Source organism: Streptomyces sp. NPDC102451 (assembly GCF_044765485.1).
Taxonomy (GTDB): Bacteria; Actinomycetota; Actinomycetes; order Streptomycetales; family Streptomycetaceae; genus Streptomyces.
On sequence record NZ_JBIWKD010000024.1, the window covers coordinates 1 to 12,104 of the forward strand.

The window sequence follows — 12,104 nt, forward strand, 5'->3', positions numbered from 1 at the left end:
GCGGGACGCGTCGCATCCCCGAACGGGTCGTTGCCACGCCAGCCCACGGTCCAGAGACCGAAGGTGAACCTGTCCGCGGGAGTGGGGGTGAAGCGATCCGTCATGGTGGTGTCCGCCTTCGCCTGCCTGGGGTCCGGAGTCGTCGTCAGTACCCCGGGCCTATTTGTTCACTGACATGATTAATTATGCACACGGCACCGCGTGGACGTAACCCCCCGGACAGCGAAACGAGCGACGCCCCTGTTCCGGACGCCGCCGATCACGTAATTTGTTTGTCGCACTCCCAAAATGAGAAGAGGTAGCCCATGCCGCCGCGTACCGTCGTCATCGGCGTGGACAGCTCCACCCAGTCCACGAAGGCCGCAGTCACCGACACCGAGACCGGTGAGCTGCTCGCCGTCGGCCGCGCCCAGCACGTCGTCACGGGTGACGGCGGCGCGCGCGAGACCGACCCCGAGGTCTGGTGGCGGGCGCTCTGCGACGCCGTGGCGGCCGGGCTCAAGGAGTCCGGGCTCTCGGCGTCCTCCGTCGTCGGCATCGCCGTCGCGGGACAGCAGCACGGACTCGTGACCCTCGACCGTTCCGGCCGTCCCCTGCGCCCCGCGCTCCTGTGGAACGACACGCGCTCCGCGCCCCAGGCCGCGGCGCTCGTCGCCGAGCTGGGCGGGCCCGAGGCATGGACCGCGCGCACCGGCACGGTGCCCGTCGCGTCCATGACCGCGACGAAGTGGCGGTGGCTGCGCGAGAACGACCCGGCGAACGCCGAGGCGACGGCCGCCGTGCGGCTGCCGCACGACTTCCTCACGGAGCGGCTCGCGGGCGTCGCGGCGACGGACCCGGGGGACGCGTCGGGCACGTGCTGGTACTCCACCGTGACGGGCGCGTACGACCCGGAGCTCCTGGACCGGCTGGGCCTGGACACCTCCATGCTGCCGGAGGTCGCCGCGACGGGCGGCACCCGGATCGGTTCCCTGACGGAGTCCGCCGCGGAGGCGCTCGGCCTGCCGGCCGGGATCGCCGTCGCGGCCGGCACCGGGGACAACATGAGCGCCGCGGTGGGCCTCGGCCTGGGCGGTGCGGGGCTGCTGGACCATCCCGTCCTGAGCCTCGGCACCTCGGGCACGGTCTTCGCCGCCTCCCGGACCCGTCCGGCGTCCACGGCGCTCTCCGGCTTCGCCGCGGCCGACGGTACGTATCTCCCGCTGGCCTGCACCCTCAACTGCACCCTGGCCGTCGACAAGGTGGCCACCCTGCTCGGCCTGCATCGCGACGACGCGACGCCGGGCGGCGAGGCCGTCCTCCTCCCGTACCTGGACGGTGAGCGCACCCCGGACCTGCCCACCTCCTCCGGGCTCCTCACCGGTCTCCGGCACGACACCACACCGCAGCAGCTGCTGGGCGCGGCGTACGAGGGTGCGGCCTTCACCGTGCTGCGGGCGCTGGACGAGCTGCTGCTGGCGTGCGGCCTCGACCCGGCCGACCCCGAGGTCGCGGGCAGGCCGCTGCGGCTGATCGGCGGCGGCGCGCAGGGCCGCACCTGGGTGGAGACCGTGCGCCGGCTCTCCGGCCGGCCGCTGATCGTGCCGGGCAGCGGCGAGCTGGTCGCGCTCGGCGCGGCCGCGCTGGCCGCCTCCGCGGCGGGCGGCGGCGACCCGGTCGCCATCGCGACCCGCTGGAACGCGAAGTCCGCCGACGCCGACGTCGAACTCCCGCCGGTGGAGCGGGACACCGAGACCTGGGAGCGCGTCGGTTCGGTGCTGGACAAGGCGGCGGGGCCCCTGCTCGGCGGATGAGACGGGCCCCGAAATCGCTTCCGGCGCACGCGTTTTGGGGATGGCTGCGGATCTTCAATAGGATCCGGCGATGATCATAAGAAAACGGCTGACGGCCGGGGTGTGCGTCCTGCTCGCCACCCTGGCCGCCGGGCTCGGCACCGCCCTTCCGGCTGCCGCCGACGAACCCTCCACCGCCGCCTCGCCCAAGGTCGAACTGGTCCTTGACGTCAGCGGTTCCATGCGCACCCGCGACATCGACGGCGAGTCCCGCATATCCGCCGCCAAGCAGGCGTTCAACGACGTCCTGGACGCCGTGCCCGAAGAGGTCGAGCTCGGCATCCGTACGCTCGGCGCCGACTACCCCGGCGACGACCGCAAGGTCGGCTGCAAGGACACCAAGCAGCTCTACCCGGTCGGCCCGCTCGACCGCACCGAGGCGAAGACCGCCGTCGCCACCCTGGCACCGACCGGCTGGACCCCGATCGGCCCCGCCCTGCTGGGCGCCGCCGACGACCTGGAGGGCGGTGACTCCACCCGGCGGATCGTCCTGATCACCGACGGCGAGGACACCTGCGGCCCGCTCGACCCCTGCGAGGTCGCGCGCGACATCGCCGCCCGGGGGATCCACCTGGTCATCGACACGCTGGGCCTGGTGCCGAACGCCAAGATCCGGCAGCAGCTGACCTGCATCGCCGAGGCCACCGGCGGCACCTACACCGCGGTGCAGCACACCGATGAGCTCTCCGGCCGGGTCAAACAGCTGGTGGACCGCGCCGCCGAGCCGGTCGTCACCCCCGTGGCGACCGAGGGCGCGGGCAGCTGCTCCGCGGCCCCGGAGCTGAAGGCCGGCCTCTACACGGACCGTCAGGAGATCGGCAAGCACCGCTGGTACCGGGTGGACGTCCTGCCCGGCCAGGAACTGCGCGCCTCGGTGAGTGTCGCGGCGGACCGCGCCGTGAACAACGACTACGGGGTGCTGCTGCGCGCCGTGACCACGCACGGCCGTGAGATCGTCCGGGGCGCGGAGTCCGGCACCGGGCGTACGGACGCCGTGTCCACCGGGCTGCGCTACCCGAAGCCCGATCAGGAGGACGCCGACGACTCCGACGTGAAGCCCGCCGCCGAGTCCGTCTGCCTCCAGCTCAGCAACTCCTTCTCGGCGCCCTCGTCCGTGAAGACCACTCCCGGCATGCCCGTCGAGCTGACCATCGACCTGGTGGACGCTCCCGACGAGGCCGCCGACGTCGCCGCGTTCGGCCTGGGCCGTGGCTGGTGGCTGCTCGGCGTCATGGTGCTGACCGGACTGATCGCAGGTCTGCTGTTCGGCTGGATCTCGCGCTGGCGCGTTGCCGTATGGAGGACCAACTGATGCGTACCACCCGCAGGAACACCGTGAGGCGCGCCGGTGCGGGCGCGCTGCTGGCAGCCGTCACCCTGCTCACCTCGGCGGGCGCCGCCGTCGCCGACGACCCGTCCGCGAGCGCGAGCCCGGCGGACGGTGAGGCCGCCGGGCCGACGGAGGCGGGCACCACCTTCCATACCGCCACGGCGGTGCAGCAGGGGCAGACCGCCACCGCGGACGCGTCCACCGGTGACTACCTGTACTGGGCCTTCCCCGCGGACGCCGGGCAGCGTCCCACCGTCCGCGCGAAGGTGAGCCTGCCGGAGAGCGCCACCCGGCACGGCGCCTCGACCTGGCAGATCGACGTGTACGACGGCCTCCGCCGCAGGCAGGCCTGCATGTACGGCCACCAGACCAGGAAGGCGGCGCCGGACGCCGGCACCCTCGAGCTGTCCTGTGTGCTGCGCACGGTCCGTGCCTGGTCCGAGCCGTGGGCGTCCGACCCGCTGCCCGGCAGCTACTACGTACGCCTGACCGTGGTCGGCCTGGCCGAGGAGGACCTCGGTCTTCCGGTGCACGTCGAGACCGAGATCACCTCGGCCGGCCAGGGCGGTGCCCACGACGTCGACGGCACTCTCGCGGAGCCCCTGGTGCCGGGAGTCTCCGTCGCCTCGGCGCAGGGCGGTGCCCCGGCCGGCAGCGAGCCGGAGGACGGCTGGTCCTCGGGCTGGTGGACCAGCCGCTGGCTGTGGACCACCGGGGGCGGCGTACTCGCCGCACTGGCGGGCGTGTTCGGTTACTCCCTGACACGGGGCGGCGGCCGTCCTTCGCGGGTCCCGCCGGGCGTCTGACCGCTCAGCACCCCGGCCCGAGGGCCGCAGGCCACCGCCTGCGGCCCTCAGGCATGTCCGGACCCGGCCGGAGATCCCCGCTTCGAACCCATGGCCGACTGGCATTAGGCTCTGCAACTCACGTACTGCGCACGGCAGATGACGGGAGTTCCCCATGTCCACGGAAACCGGTGCGGCCCTCGACGCCGAACCGCGCGGCCACCGGCTCGTCCAGGGGCCGAGGGGCCTCCCCCTGCTGGGGAGCCTGCCGCAGTTCGGCAAGGATCCGCTGGCCTTCTTCGAGCGCCTGCGCGGATACGGGGACATGGTCCGCTGGCGCTTCGGCCGCAACGACTGCGTCTTCGTCGCCGACCCCGAGTGCATCGGCGAGCTGCTCACCGAGACGGAACGCACCTTCGACCAGCCGCTGCTGGGCATCGCCTTCCGTACGGTCATGGGCAATGGCGTCGTCGTCGCCCGCGGCAGCGACTGGCGGCGCAAGCGGTCGCTGGTGCAGCCCTCGGTACGGCCCAAGCAGGTGAAGTCGTACGCCTCCACGATGACGGCGAGCACGGTGGAGCTGGCCGACAGCTGGTCGGGCGGTGAACGCGTCGACATCAAGCGGGAGATGGCCGCGCTGACGCAGAAGATCGCCGTACGCACCATCTTCGGCGTGGACACCCCGGCCGACGCGGAGTCGATGGGCCGTGCCATGGACATCGCCCAGCAGGAGATCGGCAAGGAGTTCAGCGGCCTCGGCGCCGTTCTGCCCGACTGGGTGCCGACTCCCGGCCGCGCCAGGATCAAGAAGGCCGCCGCGGTGATCGACGCGGAGGTCGGGCGGGTGGTGGCGCGCCACCGGGACGGCGACGGGGAGCGCCCCGACCTGCTGAGCCGGCTGCTCACCGCGGTGGACGAGACCGGGGCCCACCTCACCGACCAGGAGATACGCGACGAGACCGTCACGCTCTACATCGGCGGCCACGAGACGACCGCGTCCACACTGGTGTGGGCCTGGTATCTGCTCTCCCGCACCCCGCACGCCCTGGCGGCGCTCACCGAGGAGCTGGACCGGGTCCTCGGCGACCGGGAGCCGGGGATCGACGACTACGCACAACTGACGTACGCCCAGGCGGTGGTGAAGGAGACCCTCCGGCTGTACCCGACGATCTGGCTGGTCACCGGGATCGCCAAGGAGGGGGCCCGGATCGGCGGCGTGCCGATGCCGGAGGGCACCCGGGTGTGGAGCAGCCAGTGGGCCACGCACCGGGACGAGCGGTGGTTCCCGGAGCCCGAGGCGTTCCGCCCGGAGCGCTGGGACGCGGAGGACGGGGACGAGATCCCGGAGTACGCCTGGTTCCCGTTCGGCGGCGGCCCCCGGGTCTGTCTCGGTACGCGCTTCGCGATGGTCGAGGCGGTGCTGATCCTCGCCGTCCTGGCGCGCCGTTTCGAGCTGGACGTGGACCCGGGCACGGTCAACCCCGTCCCGACGCTGACTCTCCAGCCGGACCGGGAGGTCATGGCGACCGTACGGGCGCGCTGAACGCGCCGACGGGTGAAGCCGGCCAGGAACGCTTGACCTCAAGTTTCGTTGAGGTTCTAGCGTGCCACGCGTACCGACCGACTTTCCCGGAGGCACCGCATGGACATGGAAGTCACCGCCTGGCACTCACTGCACAGCACGGTGAACGCGCAGGAGGACCGCAGACCCTTCTCCCGGGCCACGCTGCGCCGTATCGCGGCGTTCGCCCGGCCGCACCGGGGCCGGATCCTCCGCTTCCTGCTCCTCAGTGTGGTGACCGCCCTGCTGGCGGTGGCCACACCGGTGCTGGCGGGGTGGGTCGTCGACGCGATCGTCCGGGGCGACGACGCCGGGACGGTCACCGGGCTCGCCCTGCTGATCGCCCTGATCGCCGTGGCCGAGGCGGGGCTCGGGCTCCTCACCCGGTGGCTTTCGGCCACCCTGGGTGAGGGGCTGATCCTCGATCTGCGTACCGCCGTCTTCGACCACGTGCAGCGGATGCCCGTCGCCTTCTTCACCCGCACCAGGACGGGTGCGCTGGTCAGCCGGCTCAACAACGATGTGATCGGCGCCCAGCGGGCGTTCAGCAACACGCTCTCCGGCGTGGTCTCCCATCTCGTCACCCTGCTGCTGACCCTGGCGGTGATGCTCACGATCTCCTGGCAGATCACGCTGCTCACGCTGGTGCTGCTGCCGGTGTTCGTCGTCCCCGCCCGACGGATGGGCTCCCGGATGGCCGGCCTCCAGCGGGAGGCCGCCGGCCACAACGCCACCATGGGCACCCGGATGACCGAGCGCTTCTCGGCGCCGGGCGCCACGCTCATCAAACTCTTCGGACGCCCCGCCGACGAGTCCGCCGAATTCGCCGCCCGCGCCGCCCGGGTGCGTGACATCGGCATCCGTACGGCCATGCTGCAGTCCACGTTCATCACGGCGCTCACCCTGGTGTCCGCTCTGGCCCTCGCACTGGTCTACGGGCTCGGCGGCCACTTCGCGCTGCGCGGCAGCCTGGAGCCCGGGGCCGTCGTCGCCCTGGCCCTGCTCCTCACCCGGCTCTACGCACCGCTGACGGCACTGGCCGGCGCCCGGGTCGAGGTGATGAGCGCCCTGGTCAGCTTCGAGCGGGTCTTCGAGATCCTCGACCTGAAGCCACTGATCGCCGAGAAGCCGGATGCCCGCCGGGTGCCGGACGGGCCGGTGTCCGTGGAGTTCGACGGGGTCTCCTTCGGCTACCCCTCCGCCGACAAGGTCTCACTGGCCTCCCTGGAGGAGGTCGCCACGCTCGACTCCGGGGGCGGCGCGCGGGTGCTGCACGATGTCTCCTTCACCGCGCAGCCGGGCCGGACGGTCGCGCTCGTGGGGTCCTCCGGAGCCGGGAAGTCGACGATCGCGCAGCTCCTCCCCCGGCTGTACGACGCCGACGCGGGCGCCGTGCGGCTGAACGGCGTCGACGTACGCGATCTGACGGCCGATTCGATCCGCGAGACGCTCGGCATGGTCACCCAGGACGGGCACCTCTTCCACGAGTCGGTGCGCGCCAATCTGCTGCTGGCCCGGCCGGAGGCGACCGAGGAGGAGATCTGGGACGCGCTGCGCCGCTCCCGCCTGGACGGCCTGGTGGCGTCGCTGCCCGAGGGGCTGGACACGGTGGTCGGGGAGCGCGGCTACCGGCTCTCCGGCGGCGAACGCCAGCGGCTCACCATCGCCCGGCTGCTGCTGGCCCGTCAGCCGGTGGTGATCCTGGACGAGGCGACCGCCCACCTGGACTCCACATCGGAGGCCGCCGTCCAGGAGGCGCTGGCCGAGGCACTGGAAGGCCGTACGGCCGTGGTGATCGCCCACCGGCTGTCGACGGTGCGGGCGGCGGACCTGATCCTGGTCGTCGAGGACGGCCGGGTCGTCGAACGGGGCACGCACGAGGAGCTGCTGGCTGTCGGAGGACGGTACGAGGAGCTGCACCGCACCCAGTTCGAGCGGCCGGGGACCCCGGAGGCCGCCCGGCCCGCGCGCGCGTAGGGAGACGGACGTGGTGCGCCCCGGACCACGAGGGAGGCCGGGGCGCGGGCTCACTGCTTCAGCAGGGCCATCAGGTCACGCATGTCACTGATCAGAGCCGGCTGGTACGGGGCCGTGTCGGGGATGTCCGGCTCGTCCTCCTCGGCCACTTCCCCGTCCCCGCCGTCGATCTCGTAGTTCAGGTCGGAGGAGATGCCCAGCGTGAGGACGGCTCCGCCCTCCAGCACCGTCAGCTCGGTGCTGCCGTAGTCGGAGGTACGCAGGTACGCCTGGTCGCCGAGGTCCGGGACGGCCTCCAGCTTCTCCTCGGTGTCGGCGTCCGCACCGGTTTCCCGTGCCCGTACCTCGAATTCGGGGCCCGGGTCCGTCTTCTTGTGCAGTTCCACGGTGGCCGAGACGGTGTACTCGAGGGACCAGCGGCCGGTGGGCCGCTTCCCCGCCGCCAGGGACTTCAGAGGGACGGTGCACTCGGCCCGGTCCAGGGACCCGTCTCTCGACTGCCACGACGCGGGCTCGTCCACCGGTTGCCTCGGCGCGATCGCCGAGCCGATCGACTCCAGCGGGAGAGCAGCGCAGAGGCCGTCGTCCAGCCGGTAGCCGTGCAGGTCCGGTCCGCGGTCCTCCACCCCGTACGCGTACCACGCGGCCGCCCAGAGGGCCGACGCCATGACCGCCCCACCCGCCGCCCACAGCCATGGGCTACGCCGCCGGCCGGGCTCCCGGTCGAAGCCGCCCACCACATCCGGGCCCCGGGTCTCCCCGGACTGCCCCACGATCTCCGGTTCGGAAATCATCCTGCCCCCCTCGGTCGTGCCCTCTGCGTCAGCCACGATGGTCGCAGAAGGTGCGGGGGTGGCCGGCCGGTCCCCCCGGCGGCCCTCTACGTGAACCGCAGCTCCGCCGGGTTCGCCACGCGCCGCAGGAGCGGCAGCGAAGTCGCCGCGGCCAGCAGACAGGCCGCGTAGACCACCACGGGGACGAGCAGCGGCACCAGGGAAACGGGCCCGCTCGCGACAGCGGCGTACGCCAGGTACACCACCACCCCTCCGGCGCCCGCGAGCAGAAGCGCCGGGGCCAGCGGGAGCGCCGTCTCCAGGAGCGTGGCCCGGGCCAGGACCGCGTGCGGCACCCCGGCCGCGGACTGTGCCGCCAGGCCCCTGCGGCGGGTGGCCAGCGACTCGGCGGTGCCAACCGCCAGGCCGCAGAGGCTGATCGCCAGGGCGACCAGCACGGCGGCTCCGGCGAGGTCGATGCCGGTGGTGTAGAAGGCCAGGTCCATCGGCTCGTAGTCGTTCCTCTCCAGCAGCGCCAGCAGTATCCCCCGGACCCCCACGAAGCCCACGCCGACCACCGTGACCAGCAGGAGTGCGGCGTGGGTGCGGGCGGCCGCCCACGGGTCGTGCGCGAGGCGGCTCGCGGCGATGAGGACCGCCGGGTTCTTCGCGCGCAGGGTGAGCCGGCGGCCCATGAACGCCGCGAACGCGCCGGTCACCCAGATCGCCCCCGCCCCGGTGAGGAGCACCAGACCGAGGACCAGCAGCACGAAGGGCTTCACGCTTCTGCCCGCCGGGGACAGATGGAGCAGTGCCGCCGCGGCGATCAGCCCGACCGCGAGCAGGGAGGCGAGCGCCGCCCGGCGCCCGCGGCGCGGGTTCGTCCTGCGCACATGGTCGAGCGGCGAGGCGACCACGTGGCGCAACGCGAACACGCTCACCAGCGCGGCGACCACCGGCACGGCGAGCACGACCGCCACGAAGCCCGCCCAGGCCACCGGAGGCGGGGTGTGTCCCGCCACGGCGAGGAGCACGGCGAATCCGGCGAACCCGGCCGACGAACCGGCCAGGCAGGCGAACACGGACTCCACCGCGGCGATTCTCCGCACCTGGGCGGGTGAGGCCCCGGCGAGCCGCATCCCGGCCATCCGGCGGTGACGGTGCACAGCGCCGATGCGCGCGCACTGGCCGAGGAAGCCCAGCACGGGGATCAGCAGGAGCCCGAGCGTGAACACCACGCCCGCCCGCTCGCCGGGCTGGTTCAGCAGGCCGTGCGCGTACGGGATCGACACCTGCCCCGGTACGGCGGCGACCACCACCGCCGCGAGGGCGAAGCCCGTGGCGAGCAGGGCGCCCAGCAGGGTGAGTGTGAATCTCCACCACTCGCGGCGTTCCGAACCGCACGCCAGGATCCAGGCGATACGGATGTCAGCCTTCACGGCGGGCCGCCTTCCGGCCGACGGGACCGGCGGAGCCGGAGTGGACGACCCCGTCCCGCAGTCCCACCTCGCGGTCGGCGTACGCCGCGATCTGCGCGTCGTGGGTGATCAGCAGCACCGCCGTGCCCGACTCCCGGGCGGTGTGCACCAGAGCGGTCATCACCTGTTCCCCGGCGAGCGAGTCGAGGGCCCCGGTCGGCTCGTCCGCGAAGACCGCCCTGGGCTCGGTGACCAAGGCCCTTGCCAGCGCGACCCGTTGGCTCTGCCCGCCGCTCATCCCACCGGGCCTCAGCTCTGCCTGCCCACGGACGCCGAAGCGCTCCAGCCACTCTCCCGCCCGCTGGTTCGCCTCGCTCCGCCGGGTCCCGCCGAGCAGCAGCGGCAGCGCCACGTTGTCGAGGGCGCTGAGCTCGGGAATCAGCTGTCCGAACTGGAACACCACCCCGAAGTCGCGGCGGCGCAGCTCACCGAGCCGCGCCTCGGACAGCCCGCCGAGCTGTTCGCCCCCGTAGCTCACGGCCCCCTCGTCGGGGCGGACGATCCCGGCCAGACAGTGCAGGAGGGTGGACTTGCCGCTGCCGCTCGCTCCGCTGACGGCGAGAATCTCGCCCTCGTGGAGGTCGAGGGAAGCGCCCCGCAGTGCTTCGTTCCTTCCGTACGACTTCTTCAGGCCGCGCGCCGAGATCAGCGCACCCGTCCCCGAGGGGGGCTGTACGTCCCGTGTGCTCATGCTGCGTTGACCTCCGCGGTCAGGGTGTCGATGCGGGCCGTGGTGGTGGTCATCCACCGCACGTCGGCGTCGAGATGGACAAGGGCGTAGTCGGCGGAGAGCACCGTGCTGAGATCGGCGCCCGGCTCGGTCTTGATCGCGGTGAGCTCGCGCATCCGCTCCATGTGCGCGGCGCGCTGCTCCCTCAGGTGCGCGACGGCGTCCGGTCCGTCCTGCCCGCTCCGTGCGGCGGCAGCCGCGACGAGGATCGAGACCACGACCTTGGCGAAGATCTCGTTCGTCACGAAGGGGGCGGGGGCGGTGATCTCGTCGGCCCACCGGGCGAGTTCGCGTGATCCCTCGTCGGTCGAGCGGTAGAGGGTGCGCTCCGGTCCGCCGTCGGAGTCGGTGCCGTCGACCGCGGCGAGCCCGTCACGCACCAGGCGCTGCAGAGTCGTGTAGACCTGCCCGTACGCGAGCGGGCGGGCCTCGGGGAAGCGTGCGTCGTACTGCCGCTTCAGGTCGTAGCCGTGGCAGGGACCCGCTGCGAGCAGGCCCAGAAGGACATGACGGGTACTCATGCGGTGCACTATATCCTCAGTACATGTACTGAGTGAATAGTGCGGACCGTGCGATCCCCGAAATGCCGTCAGCCGCCGCGGCGGGTGCCGCGACGGCTGACGGAAGGCCGGGAGGAATACCCTCCGGCTCAGATCACCGGTCCAGCCACTTCTTCCAGGTGTCCGGGTGCTTCTCGATCCAGCGGGCGGCGGCCTCGTCGGGTGACAGCCGTTCGGAGGCGATCATCTCGGAGACCTCGTTCTGGTCCTTTTCCGACCAGTTGAACTTCTTCAGGAAGGCGGCGGCGTCCCCGCCCCGCTTCGAGAAGTCCGCGTTGAGGTACTTCTGGAGCGGGGTCGTCGGGTACGCGCAGTCGATGTCGGCGGGGTCCTTGGCCGCGCAGGCGTCGGAGTACTCCGGGAGCTTCACCTCGACCATCGGCACCTCGTTGAACAGCCACTGCGGCTGGTACCAGTAGCTGAGGAAGGGCTTCTTCTCCTTGGCGAACTGCTGCATCTGCGTGATCTGCGCGGCCTCGGAGCCGGCGAAGACGACCTTGTAGTCCAGGCCCAGATTCTTCACCAGGGCCTTGTCGTTGGTGACGTAGGACGGTGAACCGTCCATCAGCTGGCCCTTGTCTCCGCTCTCCGCGGTACGCAGCTCGTCGGCGTACTTGTCGAGGTTCTTCCAGTCCGTGACGTCGGGGTGCTCGTCCGCCCAGTACTTGGGGACGTACCAGCCGATGTGGCCCGTGACGCCGAGGTCGCCGCCGGGGACGATCGTCTTCTTGTCCTTGACGTACAGCTTCTCCTGGTCGGGGTGGCCCCAGTCCTCCAGGATGGCGTCGACCCGGCCCTGGCTGAGGGCGTCCCAGGCGGGCACCTCGTCGGTCTGTACGAGGTCGACGCGGTAGCCCAGCTCGTCCTCCAGGATCTTCTGCGCGACGGCCACGTTGGCCTGCGCGCCGACCCAGGACTGGACGGAGAGGGTCACGGTCTTGATGTCCGCGGGGGCCGCGAACGGCGAGGCCTGCTTGGTCATGTCCGCCGCGCCGCAGCCGGTGACGGCCAGCAGCGCGCCGGCCGAGGCGACGATCGCGGACGTACGGAGGCGGGCGCGGGTATGGGTGCGAGCCAT

At 72.2% G+C, this 12,104-nt stretch carries 10 protein-coding genes; 5 read left to right on the forward strand and 5 right to left on the reverse strand.

The genetic code is table 11. The annotated features are described in order from the left end of the window. The first annotated feature begins 305 nt into the window (after positions 1-305). From xylB to ACIRD8_RS33985, 5 genes are all read left to right on the forward strand, one after another. The gene (gene xylB / locus ACIRD8_RS33965; RefSeq protein ID WP_404000376.1) at positions 306-1,793 is read left to right on the forward strand and encodes a xylulokinase; all 1,488 of its coding nucleotides are present in this window, start codon (positions 306-308) and stop codon (positions 1,791-1,793) included. A 70-nt stretch (positions 1,794-1,863) separates the two neighbouring features. Further along, positions 1,864-3,144 (forward strand): VWA domain-containing protein, encoded by a 1,281-nt coding sequence (locus ACIRD8_RS33970; protein ID WP_404000379.1) that lies wholly within the window; start codon positions 1,864-1,866, stop codon positions 3,142-3,144. After that, on the forward strand, positions 3,144-3,968 hold the full coding sequence (locus ACIRD8_RS33975) for a hypothetical protein (protein ID WP_404000382.1): 825 nt from the start codon (positions 3,144-3,146) through the stop codon (positions 3,966-3,968). The genes ACIRD8_RS33970 and ACIRD8_RS33975 overlap by 1 nt, the downstream gene beginning before the upstream one ends. Positions 3,969-4,122: 154 nt before the next feature. Continuing rightward, complete coding sequence (locus tag ACIRD8_RS33980; protein WP_404000385.1) at positions 4,123-5,490, forward strand: cytochrome P450; 1,368 nt, start codon at positions 4,123-4,125, stop codon at positions 5,488-5,490. A 99-nt stretch (positions 5,491-5,589) separates the two neighbouring features. Next, complete coding sequence (locus ACIRD8_RS33985) at positions 5,590-7,485, forward strand: ABC transporter ATP-binding protein (protein ID WP_404000388.1); 1,896 nt, start codon at positions 5,590-5,592, stop codon at positions 7,483-7,485. A gap of 50 nt (positions 7,486-7,535) precedes the next feature. On the opposite strand, the gene ACIRD8_RS33990 is transcribed toward ACIRD8_RS33985, so the two are convergent. From ACIRD8_RS33990 to ACIRD8_RS34010, 5 genes are all read right to left on the reverse strand, one after another. Next, entirely contained in the window at positions 7,536-8,279 is a 744-nt protein-coding gene (locus ACIRD8_RS33990) for a hypothetical protein (protein WP_404000391.1), read from the reverse strand. A gap of 86 nt (positions 8,280-8,365) precedes the next feature. After that, positions 8,366-9,697, reverse strand: coding sequence for an FtsX-like permease family protein (locus tag ACIRD8_RS33995; protein WP_404000393.1), 1,332 nt, complete (start codon positions 9,695-9,697; stop codon positions 8,366-8,368). Beyond that, entirely contained in the window at positions 9,687-10,427 is a 741-nt protein-coding gene (locus tag ACIRD8_RS34000; protein WP_404000395.1) for an ABC transporter ATP-binding protein, read from the reverse strand. Before ACIRD8_RS34000 ends, ACIRD8_RS33995 begins: the two co-directional genes overlap by 11 nt. Further along, positions 10,424-10,987: a PadR family transcriptional regulator gene (locus tag ACIRD8_RS34005; protein WP_404000398.1), complete on the reverse strand. Its 564-nt coding sequence runs from the start codon at positions 10,985-10,987 to the stop codon at positions 10,424-10,426. Before ACIRD8_RS34005 ends, ACIRD8_RS34000 begins: the two co-directional genes overlap by 4 nt. Positions 10,988-11,120: 133 nt before the next feature. Then, on the reverse strand, positions 11,121-12,104 hold the full coding sequence (locus ACIRD8_RS34010; RefSeq protein WP_404000401.1) for an ABC transporter substrate-binding protein: 984 nt from the start codon (positions 12,102-12,104) through the stop codon (positions 11,121-11,123).

Excerpts from the sequence above, each read along its gene's own strand:
- xylB (WP_404000376.1), top strand. The coding sequence starts at position 306 with ATGCCGCCGCGTACCGTCGTCATCGGCGTGGACAGCTCCACCCAGTCC.
- ACIRD8_RS33970 (WP_404000379.1), top strand. The coding sequence starts at position 1,864 with ATGATCATAAGAAAACGGCTGACGGCCGGGGTGTGCGTCCTGCTCGCC.
- ACIRD8_RS33975 (WP_404000382.1), top strand. The coding sequence starts at position 3,144 with ATGCGTACCACCCGCAGGAACACCGTGAGGCGCGCCGGTGCGGGCGCG.
- ACIRD8_RS33980 (WP_404000385.1), top strand. The coding sequence starts at position 4,123 with ATGTCCACGGAAACCGGTGCGGCCCTCGACGCCGAACCGCGCGGCCAC.
- ACIRD8_RS33985 (WP_404000388.1), top strand. The coding sequence starts at position 5,590 with ATGGACATGGAAGTCACCGCCTGGCACTCACTGCACAGCACGGTGAAC.
- ACIRD8_RS33990 (WP_404000391.1), bottom strand. The coding sequence starts at position 8,279 with ATGATTTCCGAACCGGAGATCGTGGGGCAGTCCGGGGAGACCCGGGGC.
- ACIRD8_RS34000 (WP_404000395.1), bottom strand. The coding sequence starts at position 10,427 with ATGAGCACACGGGACGTACAGCCCCCCTCGGGGACGGGTGCGCTGATC.
- ACIRD8_RS34005 (WP_404000398.1), bottom strand. The coding sequence starts at position 10,987 with ATGAGTACCCGTCATGTCCTTCTGGGCCTGCTCGCAGCGGGTCCCTGC.
- ACIRD8_RS34010 (WP_404000401.1), bottom strand. The coding sequence starts at position 12,104 with ATGGCTCGCACCCATACCCGCGCCCGCCTCCGTACGTCCGCGATCGTC.